A 21,636-nucleotide genomic window follows, 5' to 3' on the forward strand; every position below is an offset into this window, starting at 1 on the left:
CCGGCTGGGTGAGCTGGGCCGGCGGGAGGAGGGCCTGGCCGCGATCCAACGCGCCGTCGAGGCCTATGAGCGGCTGGCCGCCGCCACCCCCGACGCCTACCTGCCCCACCTCGCCGCCTCGTTGAACAACCTGTCGCTCCGGCTGGGTGAGCTGGGCCGGCGGGAGGAGGGCCTGGCCGCGATCCAACGCGCCGTCGAGGCCTATGAGCGGCTGGCCGCCGCCACCCCCGACGCCTACCTGCCCCACCTCGCCGCCTCGTTGAACACCCTGTCGCTCCGGCTGGGTGAGCTGGGCCGGCGGGAGGAGGGCCTGGCCGCGATCCAACGCGCCGTCGAGGCCGATGAGCGGCTGGCCGCCGCCACCCCCGACGCCTACCTGCCCGACCTCGCCGGTTCGTTGAACAACCTGTCGGTCGACCTGGCTGCGATGGGGCGGCGGGTGGAAGGCCTGGCCGCCATCAGGGAAGCCGTACGTATTAGGCGCACCCTTGCTAGTGCCAGCCCTGACGCGTACTCAAAGGACTTGGCCACCAGTTGCCTGGTCAATGGCCTGCTGCTGATTGAATCCGCTCCTTCCGAAGAGGCGGTCATGTTGATCGTGGAAGGACTCGGGATCGCCGTCGAGCGAGATTTAGGAGATCTCACACAGACGGCGATATCCCTCCTCAGAGATGCCTATCGACAGAGCCCCTCAGAGATTGCGGAGGCATGGCGCAATGCGACCTCGACCGAACCACCAAAGTGGATGACGCACTGATCGTTATGACTTCCAGTAGTCGTCTCCTGGTCGGGCAGCAACCAACCCGGTGTTCGAGCACCATCTAACGCAACCCCCTGCACAGCGCGCATCTTACGAGCATGGGGTCCCGGACGAGGTCGTTCCCGGCCTAGCGGTTTTCAAGAGCACTTTGATCCCTGCACCTGTACCGCCTCTGACCTGCTGTTGCTCCTGGGAATCGACCAGCTCCAATCAAGATCATCCCGTACATATCCCGTACGGAGACGCCACGGTCTCACCCCACGCTCGCATAGGCCGCTCTACTGCCGGCCGGCACCCTGAGCTGTCAGTCTGAGGGTGCCGTACACCCCTGTCGCCAACACCATTTAATCCGTAGCAGCTCGTCAGGGGCCTTCTACCCAGGTGAGGCGGCGAATGCGGGTCAATGTCGTGTGATCGCGTAAGCCGGTGTTGCTGTATGGCGCTGCTGTACAGCAGCGCACAGCACCCTGGGCCAAGCGCTCGTATCGATGTTGTCGCTGGCCTGCCCTAGCTAGCGTCTTCTCATCCGCGTGGAGCCACGTCGCCTCGGGGCACCAGGACGCGAACGAACATGCCCTGGGCGGTCGAGGGCCCGTAGCAGCGTCGCGATCTACATCTACTTGGAGCCGTAGAATCAAGCCTTCAGCTGGAGTGGTGTGGGCTTTATCGGGAGGCATGGTGATCTCCACTAGCACGACTCGGGCGCTTCTGCGCTACGTCCTCCCACTCGGCAAGGACATTCCTTTCGATCGTGATGGCTTCCTCGATCTCCCCCCTGAAGGCGCCTGGTGGCTTGGCCCCAACGCGCACCCGCGTCCCGTGACCGAACTTCTTGATCAAGGCGGGAGCTTCGTCCTCCTGGCCGCAGGCGGCGTGGGCAAGACGCGCGTTCTCGACGACATGCGTGCCCGAGAAGGGGATGTCGCGAAGATCGACCTGGTTGGTGCTGAGAGCCGGGACATACGCGAGGCGATCAGCCAGGCGATCGCTGAGGGAAGACCGATATACCTAGACGGTCTGGACGAAGCGGTCATCTACCTCCCCGCCCTCTTCCGCATCCTTGAGCAATGCCTGAACAAGGCTTCGGCGGGCGAAGTGCCTTGGCGCCTGAGCTGTCGTCCAGCGGCTTGGGACGCCACGCTTGCGCGCAGGCTAGCGGAGGTCGTACCCGGATTCCGGGCACTGCGGCTCCTGCCACTCACTCGTGCGCATGCTGTCGATCTCGCTGAGCGGCTTATGGCCCAGCCCGGCTCTATTGCTGATCCGGCCGCCATGGTTGAGCGACTTGGCAGACTAGCTTCCACTCCAGGCGGACTGCACGCCGCGATTCGCCGATGGAGGAAGACAGGTTCACTGCCTGACGGACAGCTCGAAGCGCTGCGCTTCGAAGTCGAGGATCTCCTGACGGAAGTGAATCCCTCGCTGCCGACGCCGATGGTCTCATTGGATCGGCGGTATCGGCTGGCCTCCAGGCTGGGAGCCATCTCCCTGTTCAGCTTGGGAACAGGGAGATTCTCGCGCTCCGTAGGAGATCAAGCAGACGTCGTGGGCGTTTCTGAACTGCCGTCCGATCCCGAACCCGAGGAGCCGGGCACCCCCGTGACGCCGCAGGAGTACCAGGAGATCCTGAACACGGCACTCTTTGACGCTGCGCCGGATTCAACAGTCAGTTTCCGCCATCACCAGTACGCCGAGTTCCTCGCTGCCTATTTTCTGGTGGTCAGAAAGATCGGCCGCGCACAGCTGAAGGGAGTGCTCGGCGTTCATGCGGAAGGTAAGCTTCCCGGCGCCATGATGGGTGTCGCTGCCTGGCTCGGGGCACTGAAGCCGAGCCTGATAGAGGACCTCATCGTCGGTAATGCCTTGGGATTGGCCCAGACCGGAGTGGCCCTCTCAAGCGATGTGCGAGCGAAAATTGTCGACTCCCTGCTGATGCTCGCTTCTACAGGGAATATAGACCCGTGGTGGCAGATCGATCTCTCAGTACTCAGTCATCCAGATCTTGAGGCCCAACTCAGGCGCCATCTCGATGACGCACATCGCGCAGAACATCTGTGGTGGATTGCGCGCTTTGCTCAAGCCGGAATGTGCCGCCCATTGGTTGGACGACTACTTGAACTTGCCATCGAAAGCCAGGCGCCGTCTTGGGCGCGCGGCGCACTGGTCGAGGCGGTCGGTGCATTGGGCACGGACCAGGACCGGGTGGCTCTTCACGCCTTTTTGACGTGCGATGAGATCGCGGACCCTGACGACGATCTCCTCGCCAAGGCTTTCGCGGTGCTGTACCCAAATCAGATGAGCTGTCAAGATCTTCTCGGCAAGCTTCGGCCGAGGCGAAACAGGCAATTGGTCGGCTCCTACCTGATCTTTTTGGGGGGACTCGCCGAACGTCTACCCGCCGATGATGTACCTACGGCCCTTGCGTGGGCTAGCCGGCATCTAGATGACGCGCAGGACGCCTACGGTCGGCTCTTCAGTCAACTGCTCGCAAGAGGCTGCTCGACTGCGTCACGCCGGGACATAGCTGAAGCCCTGGCCGGTTTTCTAGCTGACCTCCTTAACCATCCGGCCTGGAGTCGGGAGATGTACCGCGATGGCATGCCTTGGCACAGGATGGATGCCGAACAGCGGCGCCTCTTGGCCGTCAAGGTTGCGAACCGCTTGACCTCCGACGCCTGGTACAGGCTGTATCGGAGCGAGCTCATCCAAGCTGACGATTTGCTGTGGCTCATCAAAGAACTTACCAGTTTGCCAAAACCTGCGCAGGAAGCACTCGCCGAATGCGTTTCCGTGCTGAGCCATCAGCCTACGGCGGCCACAGCTGAGCTCATCCTGTCGCTGGAGCCGGACCATCCCGCATACCCGTTAACGGAACATCTGCGGCAGCCCATGGCGATCGACTGCCACTCCGCGCAACAATGGCGGCGAGCACGGGACAGCGAGACTGTATATGAGCAACGCCGCAGCACTGCGGCTTCCGAGCAGGAAGCTAACCTGCGAACAGCCATCGATGAAGCTGAGACGAACACGGAGTCGTGGTGGAAGATCATCTATTGGATCTCCCTGGACCCCCATCAATCCGATCACAAGTTCTTCGCTCATGATCTTACTACCCGTCCCGGCTGGCAGCGCCTCGATGAGATGCAGCGCGACCGGGTCCTAGAGATCGGGCTCGACTATGTGAAGACGCACCAAGTGAACGCGTCGGAATGGGCAGGTCGCGATAGCTTTACCCTGGATCAGGTACTGCCGGACTGGTCAGGAGTCCACCTGATGACCTCGCTAGCCCAACGCAGGTCGGAACTCCTCCAGGTACTCGAGCCCTCGGTATGGAAGTGTTGGGCGCCCGCGATCGTAGGCGCCTGGATAGAAGATCACCAGGAAGATGGGATCCGGACGCGCGCGGATCTTTTCGACATGGCCCCCGACAAAGGCCAACAAGCCATTCTGGCTGCTGCCTTGGACTTCCTGGACGATCTGCAAACCCACGGCAGCCAGTTGTCCTTTTATCCATTGTACAAGCACATTGCCGACCGTCTCGCCTCTGATGTGGCGGAGCGTCTTGTGGCAGATCGCTATGACGATCATTTGGCAGCGGCTCTTCTCCGGTTACTGACCGAGAAAGCCCCCAATGTAGCCACGGCAACCTGCCGTCAATTGCGCTCGAACCCTTCATCGATGCAATCCATTGTGGCATCCCAGTGCTTAGCTGAGCTGGATCCGTCCTCCATAGTCGATTCTCTCTGCGCCGGCGAGTCAGACCTCGAAGGCATCGGTCCCTACCTAAAAATTGAGGCTCTCGACGAGCCGCACCTTAGTGCTCTCGCCAGACTAATCTTGGATCGGTTCTCCTACGCAGACGACACATCCGCGTCCAAGCCCTGGGGAATTGGACGCGACATCCGCCAAACTCGCCAGGCAGTCCTACAGCAGATGACGGACCTCGGCCTGGTGGAGGAACTCGAATCACTGAAAGAAGGCCGCCCGCTCGCCGACAGCGAGATAGTCGCCTGGTACCTCAGGACAGCCCGCTCACGCGTCGCCGATCTCGCCCTCACCCGGCCCACGCCACCTGAGTTGCTCGTCTTCCTCGCCCGATCAGATACTCGACTCATCCGACACGGTGACAACCTCCAAACCGTCGTTCTCGAACAGCTTCACCTAATGCAGCATGAGATCACGCACAATACCGCCTTTCGTGACCTGTGGAACGAAACCAAGCAGGGAGACTCCCCTAAGGGGGAAGACGACATCTCTGATTGGATTCGAAGGGCAATCGAGGTGCACCTTACCAATGGATGTGTCATCGATCGCGAGATTCAGGTAGCACGTCGAGCTTCCAAAGGCTTTGGCACGCGTATCGACCTCACAGCAACGGCGACCGCTGCGACTCAGGCACAAGAAGTGGTACGAGTCATCATCGAAGCGAAGCTGGTCGGCAACGACGAACTCCTGACCGCCATGCATCAGCAATTGAAGGAGAAGTACCTCATCCCAATGGGAGTCAACCACGGCATCTACCTGGTTTATTGGGTCGCGCCCGAGCAACGGCCCGCGGGCTGGTCGAGACGTAAGCATCCTGACCTGGCAACGTTGATGAACCAGCTCCGTGAGCAAGCCCAGCAGATACAGCCACCCTTGTCGATCCAACCGTTCGTCCTGGATATCAGCCGTCCCGCACCCTTCTAAAGGGTGTCGCGGTGGGATGCCCGGTGGTAAGGCCCGACGAAGGAGGGCCGCGGCAGTTCCCTGAGTCGACCCTCTGCCGGGTATAGAGGGCGTTGTTGCTGGTCATGAGCGCAGCATGAAGCGTTCTGGGTGCGGTGAGGACGTGGGGTGTCCGGCGGCAAGGTGACCCGGACCGCAGCGAAGTGTTCGCTACTCCTGACCTGCGGCGCAGCGCTTCCGTACGACCCCTGCCAGCAAGATCATTGCACGCATATTGCAGGATGAGACGATCAAGAGTTGGGCTCGTGCGGCCCGCACGTTCCACCCTCGTCCGCGCATCCCGTATGCCATCGACCCATCGCGAAGCGACAGCGGGCCGGCGACGTAGGCGCAAGCCCGTCTTCGCGTATACGTCAGCCGGTCGCCATTCCTCGGCCATTGGACGCCAACGTGCACAGATGGGCTTGCGTCGGAGGAGTCTTCGGCCGTTCACGTCCAGGGAGATGGTGTGCGGGTGATCTAGACCTGGCGCTGGCACGGGTGAGATCGATGTGACATGAGACGGCCACTCCGTAATCCTTCGATTCGCTCACATCAACACGAAGGGGACGAAGTGGCCGTCAATAACATTGTGCCCGCTGCCGGGGAGTACTTCGAAGACACCCTGGCTGCGGCGAGCCCGGACCTGCTGCGCACGATGATCCGGGAGTTCGCGCAGCGGATGATGGACGCCGAGGTCGAGCAGATCTGCGGCGCCGGTTACGGCGAGGTCAGCGACCAGCGGGTCAACACCCGCAACGGCTACCGGGTACGGCCGTGGGACACCCGGGCCGGGTCGATCGAGCTGGCCGTACCCCGGCTGCGGTCCGGCTCGTACTTCCCGGACTTCCTGCTGGACAAGCGGCGCCGGGCCGAGCGGGCACTCACGTCGGTGGTGGCCACCTCGTATCTGTTGGGGGTCTCGACGCGGCGGGTGGAGAAGCTGGCCGAGGCGATGGGCATCACGAGCCTGTCGAAGTCGCAGGTGTCGGCGATGGCCGCCGAGCTGGACGGCATGGTGGAGCAGTTCCGCTCCCGGCCCTTGGACGGCGGCCCGTACACGTTCGTGTGGATTGACGCGCTGACGCAGAAGGTGCGTGAGGGCGGGCGGACGGTGAATGTGCACGCTCTGGTTGCTACCGGGGTCAATGCAGATGGCCATCGAGAGATCCTCGGGCTGGAGGTGACCTCCTCCGAAGATGGCGCGGGCTGGCTGGCGTTCCTGCGCGGCCTGGTCGCCCGGGGCCTGTCGGGGGTGGAGATGGTCACCTCCGACTGTCATGCCGGGCTACGGGATGCGATCGCCGCCACGCTGCCGGGCGCGTCCTGGCAGCGGTGTCGCACGCACTACGCGAGAAACTTGCTCTGCCGCGTTGCGAAGTCGGCGCAGCCGTGGGTGGCGACCATGCTGCGGACCGTCTTCGAGCAGCCCGACGCCGCCTCGGTCTACGCCCAGCACCGTCACGTCGTGGAGACGCTGGAGGCCAAGTACCCGGCCGCTGCCGAGCACCTGGACCAGGCCAGGGACGACATCCTGGCGTTCACCGCGTTCCCCAAGGCGGTCTGGCGTCAGGTCTGGTCCAACAACCCTCAGGAGCGGCTGAACAAGGAGATCCGCAGGCGGACCGACGTGGTCGGCATCTTCCCCAACAGAGAGGCGATCATCCGGCTGGTCGGTGCCGTGTTGGCAGAGCAGAACGACGAGTGGACCGAGCAGCGCCGCTACATGGGGCGGGAGATCTTGGCCGACTGCCGGAAGAAGACCGGCACGGCGAACGAGACAAACGATGCTAAAGTGAATATTGAGGCGATTACCTCTTAATAGACCACCGGGTTACGGGTGGCCTTCTCAAACACCATCTCCCCGGACGTGGCCAGTCGGCCGTTTCATAGTGACTTGCCTGGGTCGATGGCAGGAGGGATGCGCGGCCTCTACCTCAGCCACCTGCGAACACCGACTCCGGGTCGTTGCGATCATCCCGGCGCCGGAGTGCCCCCGCCGGAGGCACGACGCTGCGCGCGGCGGGCAAGTAACCGCGCCACTCGGGCAGGTTCTTGGTAAATACGATCGAGCAGTAGGTCTGTCCACTCAGCACTTTCTTGCGCCTCAGACATGGTAATCGGCGGTCCGTCGAAATCCGCATGTGCAGCCTCATTGCCCAAAAATCGAATTTCGTGGACTGCCTCCTTTAGCTCTTGCCCGATAAGGCCTGCTGCCGCTAGAGCTTCAATTTTACTCTGAAGGTTTCCTTTCGTAATGTTGTGGTCCTTGGCAACAGCCTCGACGAGGGTCCGTGTCATCGCTGCCGCAGCCCTGGGCGCCCCTGCTTGCAAGCAGCGGTCAATCTCACCGGCAGCGAGCGCAATGTGTTTTGGAAGGTCGTCGTATACCTTCGTACTAAAGTTCTTTGGCCAGTAGTCGCGGAGCTCATTGTCTTGCACGTCTCCTACTATCGGCCCCCGGCACCAATCGCAAGCCATGAATACGGGGTCGAAAGTTGGCGCCCCCCCTTGCCCGGGCCGAATCGCTGGAAAGGGCTGCGACTGTCGGTAAGGTAAATGTAGCTAAAGGTGCTGCGAACTCCGCAGTGCGGACATAGAAGGACGACTATCGGGAGCTTCGAGTTCGTCATGTCGGGCATAAGAATCACGGTCCTCTAGTCGTTCAATGCCGGGCTGGAAAAGCGACCCGAGTGGCGGCCGGGACCGGCCCCCAGGCCGCATGCCCGGCCGCCGAGCGGGCGTAGGGCCGCGAGGCGGCGCGGAGCGCCGCCCTTGATCGCCCTACAAGTGTCCTGCGTTCGCTGAGTCGGGCCACCGTGCCATTCGATGGCAAGGTCCGACGAAGGAGGGCCGCGGCAGCGATCACCCTGTCCTCGACGGCGAGTAACGACGGCTCACCTGGTCGTCGGGGAGCGCCGGTCGCGCTTCGTGGCAACGCATCCGGCCGTGGACACCACCGGACGCTCGCGATCAAGGGCGGAATGCAACTCGAACTGCAACTGAGCCCGCGCCTAGCGCTGTGGCCTCACCGCCGCCGGTGGCTGATGCGGTGAATCTGCCAGATCGCCTCGCGTATGGATTCCGCTGTGAGATTGCTACGCGGCTGATTCGAGCTTGCCGATCAGATTGGACAACTCCCTGTACCAGGCATAGCGTGCCCGACGGGCTGGGGCAGGAGGATCGCCCAAGGCGACCACGAGATCGGTGACGTTGTAGCTAATCCGAAAGCACAGCACTTCCGCTGCCACGTACATCCACTGGTCGGTCTGGGCCGGCGGCGGATGACCCAGGGCCGTGGTGAACCACACCGGCAGCAGCGCCCGCTGGTTGAGCGCGAGGGCGACGCGCTGACGCATCAAGCTGTGCAACTTGGCGTAGGCGGCATCCCCGGTCATCATCGCCGGGCCATGGGTAGCACGGCGAGCATTGTCGGCGGCAAGGTCCCTCTGGGCTGTCTCATACTCCGGTCGCAGTCGGCCCAGCTGCTCAGCCAGTTTGTTGATCTGCTGCAGCACCGTTTGAAAGTCAGCCGCCGCCTTGGTGTGCGCCGCCTCACCGGCATTGGTCTTGATCAGGGTCTTGCTGTGCTCCATCGCCTGGTCGAGGTGGCCCTGATATTCGCCATACAAACTCTGGTAGTACTTGATGCGGTAGTCCATGCTGGTTCGCGCCGTATCGGTGCGTAGGGCCGCCTGGGCCTCGCGCCCCTTGGCCGTCCGGGCCGCCAGCGTGCTGATGGTCTTGTCCACCACGTCCAGGTTCGCGGGCTCGGCCCCGCTGGCTGCCTGAACGTTTTGCTCCAGTGATGCGACCCGGTCGACCAACCGCCGCAGCGCTGCCTTGACCTTGGTCAGCTCCGAGGGCAGCTCGGAGAACTCCTCGCGTGCCTCGCGCAGATCGTACTCCAGGCTCTCCAGCCGCTGGTGCTCGATCACATTGGCGCGCCGGTCCAGCTCTTCCTGAGTGTCGCGCAACTCGTCGATGCTCCAACGCATCTGGTTGAGCTCGTCCTTAACCTCTTGTAACCCCTCCAGCTCCTGCATGGGCGTCTCCCTCGCCGAATCAGCCTTCATCGCTATGTGCGGACTCCGGTGGTATCCCCGCGGTCAGATACGTGACGAACGTCACCGACACCACGGCGATCACTGCGATGGACCACCACGTGCTGACCACTCCGGCGCTCAGCACCGCCGTAGCAGCCGCAGCCGCCATGAACACCCACACCGTGAAGGTCCGCTGCTGTTGGCCTTGGTACGGCCAACCAGCCTCACTCAAGGCCACGAACGTCACCGCCGCCAGCAGCGGAATGATCAAAAAGAGCCAACCCCGGGGCACCCATCCGATCCCGGCCACCACCCCGAGCACCAAGAGGCCGCCTGCGGCCAGCACACCGGTCCGCCGGATGACCCGCGCTGCTGCCATCCGCTTGCTCTCCTGCGCCTGTGCCACGAGCTGCTCTTCACGTTGCAGCAGGGTTTGGGTGTCCTGCAGCACGGCGGACGCCAGCGTCGTGTATTCCTTACTACCTGGCTGCGCTGTGTCGATCTCGGCATGATGGTCGGCAAGCCGCTTCTTCAGCTGCTCGACATCGCCCACATCGTCAGGCACCTGTCCTCCATCCAAAGTTGGCACGACCCATGTCATCAACGGTGAAGAAACTCACCGCGACTGTAACTCGGCCCTTCGACGAAATAACCAGGGTTGAGGAGATTGGCGAGACTCCCTGCGGGCTCTGGCGACATCCGGGCCGACCGCGCCGAACACGCCATCAGCGAGGAGATCACCACCGGACGCCTTCCCCTTTTCGATGAAGACACTGTCCTGGTCATCGCCGAGTGGCAATACGTCGGCCGCGGCTTCACCCCCGGTGACGCCCTCATCGCCGCCTCCATCACCGGAACCCGGCCCCCGGACGGTGACCATTGATCACCCTCGAACGGCTCTGGACGGTGGAAGAGGTCTCGGAGTTCCTCGGCGTCCCGGTGGCCACGCTCTACCAGTGGCGACACCACCGGACCGGCCCTCGCAGCCGGAAGATCGGCCGTTACCTGCGCTACCTGCCCGAGGACGTCATGTCCTGGGTCCGGGAGCAGGTGTAGCCGGTGGCCTTCGTCAAGGACCTGTGGACCAAGACCGTTCGCCACCCGGACGGTAAGACAGAGAAGGTCAAGTCCGCGCGGTACGGCGTCGGCAAGCGATGGCTCGCCGTCTGGCTCGATCCGGTCGGGAAAGAGGTGTCGACCGCGTTCGAGCGGAAGGCCGACGCGGAGAAGAAGGCGTCGTCCATGGAGACCGACGTCAGCCGCGGCGAGTACATCGATCCGAACGCCGGTAAGGCGCTCTTCGGCGACTTCGCCGCGCGCTGGCTGGACTCCCGCATCGTCGACCCGTCAACCAAAGTCCGATACGAGTACATCTATCGCCTCCACGTCTCCCCCGCCTTCGACCGGCGGCAGGTGAAGAGCATCCTCCCGTCGCACATTCAGGCGTGGATCAGTGACCTGAACGAGCGCTACGGGCCGTCGACCATCAAAACATCGTTCCTCGTCCTGCAAGGAGTCCTGGACTGGCCATCGCAGACGAGGCGATCAAGAAGAATCCGGCCCGATCCCCGGTCGTCCAGGTGCCGAAGCACAACGGGGAAGAGCTGATCGCATGGGCTGACGAGCGGGTCCACGCGGTGATTCACGCCCACCCCGATCTCTTTCGCCTGATCCCGATCATTGCCGCCTCCTGCGGCCTGCGACAGGGCGAACTGTTCGGCCTGGCCCTGGAAGACGTCGACTTCGACGAGGAGCTGATCCGGGTCAGGCGGCAGATCAAGAAGTTGGGCGCTGACCATGTCTATGCGCTGCCCAAGAACGACCGTGAGCGCGTCGTCCCGCTCCCCCTGTGGGCCGCTGAGGCGATCAGGCGGCATGTGAAGGCGCATCCTCCGCTCGTCTGCTCGCTGCCCTGGGAGAAGCCGAACGGCAAGATCCAAACACACCACCTGCTGTTCCGCTGGACGGACGACAAGTTCATCAGGGCACGCAGCTACAGCGAACTCATCTGGAAACCCGCCCTCGTCGCCGGCGGCGTCATCCCGACCCCTGAGAAGGACACCCGCGCCCGGAAGCGGTTCACGACCTCCCGGAAGGAAGGGCTTCACCAGCTCCGGCACTACTACGCCAGCGTCATGCTCGCCGGAGCCGTCTCCATCCGAGAACTCGCCGAGTACCTCGGCCACGCGGACCCTGGGTTCACTCTCCGTGTCTACGCCCACATGATGCCGGGCTCTCACGACCGCGCCAGGAAAGCCATCGATGAGCGCCTGTTCCAGCTGCGTGCCGTCTCTCACGGAACAAGGACGGAACAGTGATCATTTAGAGGCTGGATTCGGAGACAGCGAACCCCGCCCACCGAACACGGCAGGCGGGGTTTTCACTGGTCAGGGGTTACTTGAGGAGTTGGCGGGCCATGACCATGCGCTGGATCTGGTTGGTGCCCTCGTAGATCTGGGTGATCTTGGCGTCGCGCATCATGCGCTCGACGGGATACTCGCGCGTGTAGCCGTAGCCGCCGAGGAGCTGGACGGCGTCGGTGGTGATCTCCATGGCGGCGTCGGAGGCGGCGCACTTGGCCGCGCTGGAGAAGAACGTGAGGTCCTTGACCGGCGTGCCGTGCATGGCGCGCTCGGACTTCGCGGCGGCGGCGTAGGTGAGCTGCCGGGCGGCCTCCAGCTTCATCGCCATGTCGGCGATCATGAACTGGAGTCCCTGGAAGTCGGCGATCGGCTTGCCGAACTGCTTGCGCTCCTTGACGTACCCGATGGCGTAGTCGAGCGCGCCCTGCGCGATGCCGAGCGCCTGAGCGGCGATCGTGACGCGGGTGTGGTCGAGGGTGGCCAGCGCGGTCTTGAAGCCGGTGCCGGGGGCGCCGACCATGCGGGACTCGGGGATGCGCACGTTCTCCAGGATGACCTGCCGGGTGGGCGATCCCTTGATGCCGAGCTTCTTCTCCTTGGCGCCGAAGGACACGCCCTCGTCGGACTTCTCCACCACGAACGCCGAGATGCCGCGCGCGCCGGCGGACGGGTCGGTCACGGCCATGACCGTGTAGTACTCCGACACCCCGGCGTTGGTGATCCACATCTTGGTGCCGTTGAGCACGTAGTGGTCGCCGTCCTTGACCGCGCGGGTCTTCATGGCCGCGGCGTCGGAGCCGGCCTCGGGCTCGCTCAGCGCGTACGAGAACATCGCCTCACCGCGGGCGACGGGCGGCAGGTAGCGCTGCTTGAGCTCGTCGGACGCGGACAGCAGCAGCGGGACCGTGCCCAGCTTGTTGACGGCGGGGATGAGCGAGGACGAGGCGCAGGCGCGCGCGACCTCCTCGATCACGATGACCGCCGCGAGCGCGTCGGCCCCGGCCCCGCCGTACTCCTCGGGGACGTGCACGGCGTGGAAGTCGGCGGCGACGAGGTCCTTGTAGACCTCCCAGGGGAACTCCTCGCTCTCGTCCGCCTCCGCGGCACGCGGGGCGATCTTCTCGTCGGCAAGGGCACGGATGGCCTCGCGGAGCATCTGGTGCTCCTCGGACGGCTGGTACAGCTCCGCGTCCACGGTTTATCCTCCTTTATGACATCTTGTGCACAACTATAAGACACTGAGTGCCACTGGAGAAGGTGCTCTTGCGGGAAAGGACGGGTCACCCGTGGCGGTTCGACGCGACGTACGGCGGAGCCTGACCGCCGCCGCCCTGGACCTCTTCCTCGCCCAGGGGTTCGACGAGACGACGGTGGACCAGATCGCCGAGGCCGCGGGTGTGGCCAGGCGCACCTTCTTCCGGCACTTCCGGGTGAAGGAAGACGCGATCTTCCCTGACCACGACGCCGTGCTGCGGGAGATCGTCGGCCATCTGGAGGCGGCGTCGCCGCTGGTCCCACCGCTGACGGCGGTCACGGAGGCGGCGTTGATGGTCGTGGACACCTACGCCACGGATCCGGAGACGTCGGTCAAGCGCTACGAGCTGACCCGGCGCGTCCCGTCCCTGCGGGAGCACGAGATCGGGGCGACCAGCCGCTACCAGCGGGCCTTCACCGCCTTCCTCAACGAGCGCGACGGGGCCGACGAGCCTCGGCGGCTGCGCCACGAGGTGATTTCGGCGGCCGTCGTGACCACGCACAACCACGTGCTGCGCGCCTGGCTCCGCGGTGGCGGGACGGGTGACGTGCGAGCCGAGCTCACCGAGGCGCTGTCCGGCATCCTGGCCGGGTTGCAGCCCTGGCTGGACGATCGCGACCGTCCCCGGGAGGTCGAGGACGACGTGCTGATCGTGGTGACCCGCCGCGGCACCCCCTTGTGGAAGATCGCACAGGAGATAGAAGCCGCCGGGTGAATTCCGGATGCCCCCGCGGGGAAGGGTTTGTGCACGTCAGGGGAACGCATCCGTAGCCCCCGGCGTCGTTTGGCGAGGTGCTGACTGGGGCAGTTGACTGGCCCGATACCATGCGCACACCCCGACAAACAGGTAGATGGGAGCATGGCCGTGCCGTACCGCCTGACAGTGATCGGGACCGGGTACCTGGGAGCCACCCATGCGGCGTGCATGGCCGAGCTGGGCTTCGAGGTGCTCGGTCTCGACATCGATCCCGGCAAGATCGAGCGCCTACAGCGCGGCGAACTGCCCATCCACGAGCCCGGTCTCGAAGAGCTGCTCCAGCGCAACCTCGCCGCGGGCCGGCTCAGGTTCACGACCTCCTACCAGGAGGTGGCCGAGTTCGGCGACGTCCACTTCGTCTGCGTCGGCACGCCGCAGAAGAAGGGCGAGTACGCCGCGGACGTGTCCTATCTCGACGCCGTCGTGGAGTCCCTCGCCCCTTTTCTCGATCGCGAATGCGTGGTCGTGGGCAAGTCGACCGTGCCCGTCGGCACCGCCGAGCGGCTCGCCGAGAAGCTCGTACGGCTCGCGCCCGCCGAGTCGCAGGTGGAGCTGGCGTGGAACCCCGAGTTCCTGCGTGAGGGCTTCGCCGTGCAGGACACCCTCAAGCCCGACCGGATCGTGCTCGGGGTGACCTCGGAGCGCGCCGAGAAGGTGCTGCGGGACGTCTACGCGCCGCTCGGCGACATCCCGATGGTCGTGACGGACTACCCGACGGCCGAGCTGGTCAAGTCGGCGGCGAACGCCTTCCTGGCCACCAAGATCTCCTTCATCAACGCGATGGCGGAGGTGTGCGAGGCCTCGCACGCGGACGTCAAGCAGCTCTCCCTGGCCCTGTCGTTCGACGAGCGGATCGGCGGGAAGTTCCTCAACCCCGGCCTCGGCTTCGGCGGCGGGTGCCTGCCCAAGGACATCCGGGCGTTCATGGCGCGTGCCGGGGAGCTGGGCGCCGACCAGGCGCTGACGTTCCTGCGCGAGGTGGACGCCATCAACATGCGCAGGCGGGCGCGCATGGTGGACCTCGCGCGCGGCCTCGTCGGCGGCTCGTTCCAGGGCTGCACGGTCGGCGTGCTCGGCGCGGCCTTCAAGCCCAACTCCGACGACATCCGGGACTCCCCCGCCCTCGACGTGGCGGTGACGATCAGCCAGTCGGGCGGCCGGGTGACGGTGTACGACCCGGTGGCGCTGGACAACGCGCGCCGGGCCCACCCCCGGCTCGGATACGCGGAGAGCGCCACCGGCGCGGTCAGCGGCGCGGACGTCGTGCTGCTGCTAACCGAGTGGCAGGAGTTCGTCACCCTCGATCCCGAGGAGCTCGGCACGGCGGTGCGGATCCGGAACATCGTGGACGGCCGCAACGCGCTCGACGCGGAGACCTGGCGCGCGGCCGGCTGGAACTACCGCGCCCTCGGCCGCCCCTGATCCGGCGCGACACCTCCTGATCAACCACAAAAGAGATGCCCCAGGGATCACCTGGGGCATCTCTTGATATTTCACGACATTTCCCGGCCGCGCAGAGCCCAGAACATGCCACAAACAGGGCTCAGAGCGCCCTGGAGCGCCGCAAGATGCCATAAACAGCACAGAGTGCCAGCAATACCTCAGAACGCCTCAAAGTGGCTCTGAGGCGTTCCGGAACCGGGAACCAACGGCTCGGAGCGGTCCTCAGGGTCAGGACAGAGAGCCAAGCTCCCGTGCCTCGGCGCGGAGCCGCTCCCCCTTGTCGTACGCCTGGGCCTTCAGGTCGGCTTGGAACATCTCCATCCGCTCCCGCAGCGCGGGATCGGCGGCGGCCAGGATGCGTACGGCGAGCAGCCCGGCGTTGCGCGCCCCACCGACGGCCACGGTGGCCACCGGCACGCCGGCCGGCATCTGGACGATCGACAGCAGCGAGTCCATGCCGTCGAGGTACTTCAGCGGCACCGGGACGCCGATCACCGGCAGCGGCGTGACCGAGGCCAGCATCCCGGGCAGGTGCGCCGCCCCGCCCGCCCCCGCGATGATCACCCGCAGGCCGCGGGAGGCCGCGTGGGTGCCGTACTCGATCATCTCGGCGGGCATCCGGTGGGCGGAGACGACGTCGGCCTCGAACGGCACGCCGAACTCCTGGAGCGCCTCGGCGGCCTGCCGCATGACCGGCCAGTCCGAGTCGCTTCCCATCACGATCCCGACGGCGGCCCCGGTCTCAGACAACATCGATCGGCCCCCTCAGGCAGTCGGCGGCGTGCCAGGCACGGGCGCGGACCTCGTCGAGGTCGGTGCCGAGCGCGGTGACGTGCCCGATCTTCCGGCCGGGCCGTACGTCCTTGCCATAGAAATGGATCTTGATGCCGGGGTCGTTCGCCATGACGTGCTCGTAGCGGGCGAAGACGTCAGGATCGGGCCCGCCCAGCAGGTTGACCATGACGACGACCGGCGCGGTGAGCGACGGCGAGCCGAGCGGCAGGTCGAGGACGGCCCGCAGGTGCTGCTCGAACTGGGAGGTCCTGGCCCCCTCGATGGTCCAGTGGCCGCTGTTGTGCGGCCGCATCGCCAGCTCGTTGACGACCAGGCCGGACTTGGTGGCGAACATCTCGACGGCGAGCAACCCGGTCACGCCGAGCTGCTGCGCGATGCGGAGGGCGATCCGCTGCGCGGCCGCGGCGTCCTCGGCGGCCAGACCGGGCGCCGGGGCGATCACCTCGACGCAGATGCCGTCCTTCTGCACGGTCTCCACGACGGGATAGCTGACGCCCTGCCCGTGCGGCGACCTGGCGACCAGCACGGCCAGCTCGCGCTCGAACGGCACGAACGCCTCCGCCAGCAGCGGCACCCCAGAGTCGACGACCTCGCGCGCCTCGTCCGCCGACGCGCACACCCACACGCCCCGGCCGTCGTAGCCGCCACGCACCGCCTTCAGCACGACCGGCCAGCCGTGCTCCTCGCCGAACGCCTCGACGTCGGCGAGGCCGGACACGGGCGTCCAGGCCGGGCAGGGGGCGCCGATCTCGGTCAGCCGCTGCCGCATGACCGCCTTGTCCTGGGCGTGGACGAGCGCCTCCGCCCCCGGGTGTACGGCTAGGCCGTCGTCGATGAGGGCCTGGATGTGCTCGGTCGGCACGTGCTCGTGGTCGAATGTGACTGCGTCGCAGCCTTTCGCGAAGTCGCGCAGGTCGGCGAGGTCACGGTAGTCACCGACGCGGGTGTCCACGATCACGCGGGCGGCGCTCTCGTCCCGGGAGTTCGCGAGCACCCGCAGCTCGACGCCGAGCGCGATCGCGGCCTGCTGGGTCATCCTGGCGAGCTGTCCCGCTCCCACGAGGCCGACCACCGGGCCGGGGGAATGGGGCACGTTTGGGCTGTTCACGACATGCCAGCCTACCGATCCCGCCGGACCAGGATTTCCCCTGCCGTACCCGGCGGAGCTGTAGCCGCTCTCCCGCCGCGGATCAGGCGTCGGGAGAATAGTGCGTCCCACCCACCTTGGCTCCACATAGCCCGATATTTCATGAAACTTTCTTCCGTTTCCAGGAAGACCGGGCCTCCTTCCCAGGTGGCGGCGCCGGACCGGGGTGACCCGGACCACTGGAAGCCTCGAGACCGGTAATCTGGTGAGAACGCAGTGCAGGCCTGGAAGGATCGAGCGAGTCGTGCAGCTTCTCCGAGGCGTTTACGAGCGGTTCGCCGCCATCCTCCATGAGCTGATCAAGTTCGGTCTGGTGGGCGCGCTCGCGTTCGTGGTCGACTTCGGCGGTGCGAGCATGCTGCGCTTCGGCGTCGGCCTCGGACCGCTGACCTCCAAGACCATCGCGACCGTGATCGCGGCCACGTTCGCCTACTTCGGCAACCGGTTCTGGACGTTCCGGCACCGGGAGCAGAGCGGCCTCGCCCGCGAATACCTGATGTTCTTCCTGCTCAACGCCGTCGGCCTGGCGATCTCGCTGTCCGTCATCTCGTTCGTCGAGTACGTGCTGGGGCTGCACGACGCCGTCAGCTACAGCATCGCCCAGATCATCGGCCTGGTTCTGGGCACGCTGTTCCGCTTCTGGTCTTACAAGAAGTGGGTGTTCCTCGAGGTTCCCGACACTCCCGCCGTGATGGTGGAGAATCAGGCCGGACCGCTCACCACGCGGTAACGCCCGTCATCCTCGACGTGCCGTAGGAAGATCGCGAAGATCGCCGGCTGTCGCTTGATCAGTTCCAGCCGCCCGCCGTCCGCGGCGACGATCGACCGGGCGAGCGTCAGCCCGAGGCCGGTGCCCCCCGCCCCGCTGATATTGCGTTCGAAGACCCTGGTGCCGAGCTCCTCGGGGATGCCCGGCCCCTGGTCGGCCACCTCGATGACGACCGACTTCTCCGTGCTCGTGGTGGTGATGGTGAGCGTGCCGCCGCCGTGCTGGAGCGAGTTCTCCAGGAGGGTGGAGATCGCCTGGCCCAGCCCGCCCGTCGTGGCGAGCGCACGCAGGCCGCGGCTGCCCACCAGCTTGACGGAGCGCTGCGCCCGCCGGAACGTGGGCTCCCATTCGGTGACCTGCTGGTCCAGGATCTGGTCGACGTCGATCGGCTCGGCCTGGGCGTGCCGCTGCCGCCGCGCGGCGGCGAGCAGCTCGTCGATGACCGCGGTCAGGCGCTCGACCTGCACGATCGCGGCCTCGCCCTCCTCGCGGACGATCGCGGGCTCGCCCGCCGCGGCGACGATCTCCTCCAGCCGCATGTTCAGACCGGTGAGCGGCGTGCGCAGCTGGTGTGACGCGTCCGTCGCGAACTCGCGCTCCCGCCCGAGCAACTCCGCGATGCGTACGGCACTGCGGTCCAGCACCTCGGCGACCCGATCCAGCTCGGGTATGCCGTATCTGTGCCGGCTCGGCCGGGCGTCACCCGAGCCGAGCCGCTCCGCGATCCTGGCGAGATCCTGGAGCGGCAGCGTCAGACGCAGCGAGGTCACGATGGCGAGCCCGACCGCCACCCCGAGCGCCGCGAGAACGAGCGCGACGATGAGCACTAATCGCGCCCGGACGTCCCGCTGGACCTGCGCGGCGTCCCGGCTGATCCGGACGTAGCCGTTCTCTGACCGCGCTTCCGCGGTCAGTTGCCGGTGCGTGGGGGGCGCCGTTCCTGCCGCGATCGGCGCGGCCCCCTGCACGAACACCTGGATGTAGCGGTCGGGATAGTTCTTCTCCAACTGCTTGGGGTCGATGGACTGCTCCTGGCTAATGGAGTATTCGACCCCGATCAGCAGCCGGGTGGCCTCCGAACGCAGCTCCTGTGCGGCGTCCTCATGGATCAGGCGGACGACGACCACGCCCAGGGGGACCCCGAGCAGCAGTACCGCGATGACCGCGACGAGCAGCATCGAGGAGAGCAGGCGCCGACGCACGCGCTAGTCCCTTCGTCTATATGGATCTATTCGCGCTCGAATCGGAAGCCCACTCCCCTGACGGTTGTGATGTAACGCGGCTTGGCTGCGTCGTCCCCGAGCTTCCGTCGGAGCCAGGAGATGTGCATGTCCAGGGTCTTCGTGGACCCCCACCAGTTGGTGTCCCACACCTCCCGCATGATCTGCTCGCGGGTGACCACCTTGCCCGCGTCGCGCACGAGCACGCGCAGGAGATCGAACTCCTTGGTGGTCAGGTGCAGCTCCTTGTCTCCCATCCACGCCCGGCGGGAGTCGGCGTCGATCCTGACGCCTTGGACCACCGGGGTCTCAGAGGTGCCACGCCGGAGCAGGGCCCGTACACGGGCGAGCAGCTCGGCGAGGCGGAACGGCTTGGTCACATAGTCGTCGGCCCCGGCGTCGAGGCCCACGACGGTGTCGACTTCGTCGACACGTGCGGTGAGAATCAGCACCGGCGTGCCGTGCCCTTCGGCGCGGATCCGGCGCGCGACCTCGAGGCCGTCCATCTCGGGCAGGCCTAGGTCGAGAACTATGAGGTCGACACCTCCCGACAGAGCCCTTTCCAGGGCCTGCGGGCCATCAGGGCTCACCTCTACCTGATAGCCCTCCCGGCGCAACGCGCGCGCGAGCGGCTCGGAAATCGAGGTGTCATCCTCGGCGAGAAGTACGCAGGTCATGGTGCGATCGTAGGACCTTAAGGGGTTGTTTCCCGGCCACAGCGCGCGGTTTGACTTGTCGTTGACCCATCAATTGACCTGGGCAAACACTGATATATGCCGAATAGTCTCCACGCAAGGGTTCCAGCTTTTCGCGATCCCGTGTCATCGCCGTACCCCGAAGGGGGATCGCCGACACGTTGCGGCGGGTTCTTCATCGGAATGGAAAGGGACCCAAAAAAGAACGCCCGCCGAAACCGGCGGGCGTCAAATGTCCGGAAATTTCATGAGGACGATGGTTCGGCGTACCGCTGGAGGTAGAGCTTCTCCCCGAGGCTCTCGAAGAGGCCCAGCTCGGTCTCCAGGTAGTCGATGTGCTTCTCCTCGTCTTCCAGGATGTCCTCGAAGATGTTGGCGGAGGTGATGTCGCCGCGTTCACGCATGAACGCGACGCCCGGCTTCAGACGCTTGACCACGCCGTACTCCAGTGCCAGGTCCGCCTGCAACTGCTCCTTGACGGTCTGCCCGATGTGCAGCGTGTTCAGCTTCTGGTAGTTGGGCAGCCCGTCCAGGAAGAGGATCCGGTCGGTGAGTCTCTCGGCGTGCTTCATCTCGTCGAACGACTCGCGCCGGGTGTACTCGGCGAGCTTGGTGTATCCCCAGTTCGCCTGCATCTTGGAGTGCAGGAAGTACTGGTTGATCGCGGTCAGCTCCGAGGTGAGCTGCTCATTGAGCAGCGCGATGATTTCCTTGTCGCCCTGCATCAGGCCTCTCGATCTATGCGCTGGTTACGAGGTCGTCTGATCTCTTCAGCATCGCACAGATCTTCCGGACACAGAGTGCGCAGTCCCCCCCGGCGCCCGTCATGTCGCGCACCTGCCGCGCGCTCTTCGCGCCGTCGGCGATGCAGTCGTGCACTTCACTGTCGGTCACTGCACGACAAACGCAGACATACATGGCAACCTCTCGGGAGGATTAGGTAAGGCACACCTAAGGTACCTCACAGAGGTAAGGCTTGCCTATGTGAGGCCCCCCACATCGGTCGATGTGGGGGGCCTCGTCGTACGCCCTGCGCCTCGCCCTGCGCCTCGCCCTGTTACTTGACGTTCGGCGCCTCGGCGCCGATCGTGGTCGACTCGCCGTGACCGGTGTTCACCACGGTGTCCTCCGGGAGCGTGAGGAGCCGCTGCCTGATCGACTCGACGATGGTGTCATGCGACGAGAAGGACCGGCCGGTGGCGCCCGGACCGCCCTGGAAGAGGGTGTCACCGGTGAACACCACGCCCAGTTCGGGCGCGTACAGGCAGACCGCGCCGGGAGCGTGACCGGGCGTGTGCAGCACCCTGAGCTCGGGGCCGCCGGTCTCGATCACCTGGCCGTCCTCCAGCGGCTGGTACGGCACCGCGTCGCCGTACTCCATCTCCCAGAGGACCTGGTCGGCGGGGTGGAGCAGGATCGGCGCCCCGGTGCGCTCGGACAGCTCCGCCGCGGCGTTGATGTGGTCGTTGTGCGCGTGGGTGCAGACGATCGCCCGCAGCCTGCGGGGGCCGACGGCTTCGGCGATGGCGGCGGCGTCGTGCGCCGCGTCGATCACCACCACCTCCTCGTCGGAGCCGACCAGCCAGACGTTGTTGTCGACCTCCCACGTCCCCCCGTCCAGGGAGAACGTGCCCGAGGTGATCAGGCGGGAGACAGTGCTCATCGATGGATCTCTTCTC

Annotated in this window: 21 protein-coding genes; 10 read left to right on the plus strand and 11 right to left on the minus strand. The window is 65.4% G+C overall.

The features are described from left to right. From QSK17_RS00840 to QSK17_RS00850, 3 genes are all read left to right on the plus strand, one after another. The coding region (locus QSK17_RS00840) for a tetratricopeptide repeat protein (RefSeq protein WP_285702386.1) at positions 1 to 757 on the plus strand (757 nt) is incomplete at its 5' end. A gap of 678 nt (positions 758 to 1,435) precedes the next feature. Continuing rightward, positions 1,436 to 5,449, plus strand: a complete 4,014-nt coding sequence (locus QSK17_RS00845) for a DUF8371 domain-containing protein (RefSeq protein ID WP_285702387.1) — start codon at positions 1,436 to 1,438, stop codon at positions 5,447 to 5,449. A 592-nt stretch (positions 5,450 to 6,041) separates the two neighbouring features. Further along, complete coding sequence (locus QSK17_RS00850; RefSeq protein ID WP_502889110.1) at positions 6,042 to 7,289, plus strand: IS256 family transposase; 1,248 nt, start codon at positions 6,042 to 6,044, stop codon at positions 7,287 to 7,289. A 152-nt stretch (positions 7,290 to 7,441) separates the two neighbouring features. Here QSK17_RS00850 and QSK17_RS00855 read toward each other — a convergent pair whose 3' ends face one another. From QSK17_RS00855 to QSK17_RS00865, 3 genes are all read right to left on the minus strand, one after another. Next, positions 7,442 to 7,909, minus strand: coding sequence for a DUF4145 domain-containing protein (locus QSK17_RS00855; RefSeq protein WP_285702388.1), 468 nt, complete (start codon positions 7,907 to 7,909; stop codon positions 7,442 to 7,444). 656 nt (positions 7,910 to 8,565) lie between these two features. Then, positions 8,566 to 9,513, minus strand: a complete 948-nt coding sequence (locus QSK17_RS00860) for a hypothetical protein (protein WP_285702389.1) — start codon at positions 9,511 to 9,513, stop codon at positions 8,566 to 8,568. A gap of 19 nt (positions 9,514 to 9,532) precedes the next feature. Next, positions 9,533 to 10,078, minus strand: coding sequence for a hypothetical protein (locus QSK17_RS00865; protein ID WP_285702390.1), 546 nt, complete (start codon positions 10,076 to 10,078; stop codon positions 9,533 to 9,535). Between the two features lie 102 nt (positions 10,079 to 10,180). Between QSK17_RS00865 and QSK17_RS00870 the strand changes: the two genes are divergently transcribed. From QSK17_RS00870 to QSK17_RS00885, 4 genes are read left to right on the plus strand one after another with little or no spacing between them, the layout of a single operon-like run. Continuing rightward, positions 10,181 to 10,396: a hypothetical protein gene (locus tag QSK17_RS00870; RefSeq protein WP_285702391.1), complete on the plus strand. Its 216-nt coding sequence runs from the start codon at positions 10,181 to 10,183 to the stop codon at positions 10,394 to 10,396. Further along, positions 10,393 to 10,569 (plus strand): helix-turn-helix transcriptional regulator, encoded by a 177-nt coding sequence (locus QSK17_RS00875; RefSeq protein WP_285702392.1) that lies wholly within the window; start codon positions 10,393 to 10,395, stop codon positions 10,567 to 10,569. Before QSK17_RS00870 ends, QSK17_RS00875 begins: the two co-directional genes overlap by 4 nt. 3 nt (positions 10,570 to 10,572) lie before the next feature. Continuing rightward, a complete protein-coding gene (locus QSK17_RS00880) occupies positions 10,573 to 11,121 on the plus strand; it encodes an N-terminal phage integrase SAM-like domain-containing protein (protein WP_285702393.1) in 549 nt (182 codons plus the stop codon). Beyond that, complete coding sequence (locus QSK17_RS00885; protein WP_285702394.1) at positions 11,094 to 11,831, plus strand: tyrosine-type recombinase/integrase; 738 nt, start codon at positions 11,094 to 11,096, stop codon at positions 11,829 to 11,831. The genes QSK17_RS00880 and QSK17_RS00885 overlap by 28 nt, the downstream gene beginning before the upstream one ends. A 76-nt stretch (positions 11,832 to 11,907) precedes the next feature. Here the strand turns inward: QSK17_RS00885 and QSK17_RS00890 are convergent, their stop codons facing one another. Then, positions 11,908 to 13,071 carry an acyl-CoA dehydrogenase family protein gene (locus QSK17_RS00890; RefSeq protein ID WP_285702395.1) on the minus strand — a complete coding sequence of 388 codons (1,164 nt, stop codon included), beginning with the start codon at positions 13,069 to 13,071 and terminating at the stop codon, positions 11,908 to 11,910. Between the two features lie 91 nt (positions 13,072 to 13,162). Here QSK17_RS00890 and QSK17_RS00895 point away from each other — a divergent pair, with 91 nt between their 5' ends. Continuing rightward, positions 13,163 to 13,846: a TetR family transcriptional regulator gene (locus QSK17_RS00895; RefSeq protein WP_285702396.1), complete on the plus strand. Its 684-nt coding sequence runs from the start codon at positions 13,163 to 13,165 to the stop codon at positions 13,844 to 13,846. A gap of 144 nt (positions 13,847 to 13,990) precedes the next feature. Next, positions 13,991 to 15,310 carry a UDP-glucose dehydrogenase family protein gene (locus QSK17_RS00900; RefSeq protein ID WP_285702397.1) on the plus strand — a complete coding sequence of 440 codons (1,320 nt, stop codon included), beginning with the start codon at positions 13,991 to 13,993 and terminating at the stop codon, positions 15,308 to 15,310. A gap of 249 nt (positions 15,311 to 15,559) precedes the next feature. On the opposite strand, the gene purE is transcribed toward QSK17_RS00900, so the two are convergent. Both purE and QSK17_RS00910 read right to left on the minus strand, forming a co-directional pair. After that, positions 15,560 to 16,084 (minus strand): 5-(carboxyamino)imidazole ribonucleotide mutase, encoded by a 525-nt coding sequence (gene purE / locus QSK17_RS00905; protein ID WP_285702398.1) that lies wholly within the window; start codon positions 16,082 to 16,084, stop codon positions 15,560 to 15,562. Further along, positions 16,074 to 17,234 (minus strand): 5-(carboxyamino)imidazole ribonucleotide synthase, encoded by a 1,161-nt coding sequence (locus tag QSK17_RS00910; protein ID WP_285702399.1) that lies wholly within the window; start codon positions 17,232 to 17,234, stop codon positions 16,074 to 16,076. The genes purE and QSK17_RS00910 overlap by 11 nt, the downstream gene beginning before the upstream one ends. 283 nt (positions 17,235 to 17,517) lie before the next feature. On the opposite strand from QSK17_RS00910, the gene QSK17_RS00915 reads away from it, so the two are divergent. Then, positions 17,518 to 18,003: a GtrA family protein gene (locus QSK17_RS00915; protein WP_285702400.1), complete on the plus strand. Its 486-nt coding sequence runs from the start codon at positions 17,518 to 17,520 to the stop codon at positions 18,001 to 18,003. Here QSK17_RS00915 and QSK17_RS00920 read toward each other — a convergent pair. The 5 genes from QSK17_RS00920 to QSK17_RS00940 all read right to left on the minus strand — a co-directional run bounded on the left by QSK17_RS00920 (position 17,976) and on the right by QSK17_RS00940 (position 21,620). Continuing rightward, positions 17,976 to 19,244, minus strand: coding sequence for a sensor histidine kinase (locus QSK17_RS00920; protein WP_285702401.1), 1,269 nt, complete (start codon positions 19,242 to 19,244; stop codon positions 17,976 to 17,978). The two genes, QSK17_RS00915 and QSK17_RS00920, sit on opposite strands and share 28 nt — an antisense overlap. Before the next feature lie 26 nt (positions 19,245 to 19,270). Next, complete coding sequence (locus tag QSK17_RS00925; protein ID WP_030451323.1) at positions 19,271 to 19,939, minus strand: response regulator transcription factor; 669 nt, start codon at positions 19,937 to 19,939, stop codon at positions 19,271 to 19,273. A gap of 263 nt (positions 19,940 to 20,202) precedes the next feature. Further along, positions 20,203 to 20,682 (minus strand): bacterioferritin, encoded by a 480-nt coding sequence (gene bfr / locus QSK17_RS00930; protein WP_285702402.1) that lies wholly within the window; start codon positions 20,680 to 20,682, stop codon positions 20,203 to 20,205. 13 nt (positions 20,683 to 20,695) lie between these two features. Next, positions 20,696 to 20,875 carry a (2Fe-2S)-binding protein gene (locus QSK17_RS00935; protein ID WP_285702403.1) on the minus strand — a complete coding sequence of 60 codons (180 nt, stop codon included), beginning with the start codon at positions 20,873 to 20,875 and terminating at the stop codon, positions 20,696 to 20,698. Between the two features lie 139 nt (positions 20,876 to 21,014). Further along, complete coding sequence (locus tag QSK17_RS00940; protein WP_285702404.1) at positions 21,015 to 21,620, minus strand: MBL fold metallo-hydrolase; 606 nt, start codon at positions 21,618 to 21,620, stop codon at positions 21,015 to 21,017. Between the last annotated feature and the right edge of the window lie 16 nt (positions 21,621 to 21,636).

It is taken from the genome of Microtetraspora sp. NBRC 16547, assembly GCF_030268965.1.
In the GTDB taxonomy this organism is placed as follows: Bacteria; Actinomycetota; Actinomycetes; order Streptosporangiales; family Streptosporangiaceae; genus Microtetraspora.

Coding starts and splice junctions, on each gene's coding strand:
- QSK17_RS00845 (WP_285702387.1), top strand. CDS start 1,436: ATGGTGATCTCCACTAGCACGACTCGGGCGCTTCTGCGCTACGTCCTC.
- QSK17_RS00860 (WP_285702389.1), bottom strand. CDS start 9,513: ATGCAGGAGCTGGAGGGGTTACAAGAGGTTAAGGACGAGCTCAACCAG.
- QSK17_RS00900 (WP_285702397.1), top strand. CDS start 13,991: ATGGCCGTGCCGTACCGCCTGACAGTGATCGGGACCGGGTACCTGGGA.
- purE (WP_285702398.1), bottom strand. CDS start 16,084: ATGTTGTCTGAGACCGGGGCCGCCGTCGGGATCGTGATGGGAAGCGAC.
- QSK17_RS00925 (WP_030451323.1), bottom strand. CDS start 19,939: ATGACCTGCGTACTTCTCGCCGAGGATGACACCTCGATTTCCGAGCCG.
- bfr (WP_285702402.1), bottom strand. CDS start 20,682: ATGCAGGGCGACAAGGAAATCATCGCGCTGCTCAATGAGCAGCTCACC.
- QSK17_RS00935 (WP_285702403.1), bottom strand. CDS start 20,875: ATGTATGTCTGCGTTTGTCGTGCAGTGACCGACAGTGAAGTGCACGAC.
- QSK17_RS00940 (WP_285702404.1), bottom strand. CDS start 21,620: ATGAGCACTGTCTCCCGCCTGATCACCTCGGGCACGTTCTCCCTGGAC.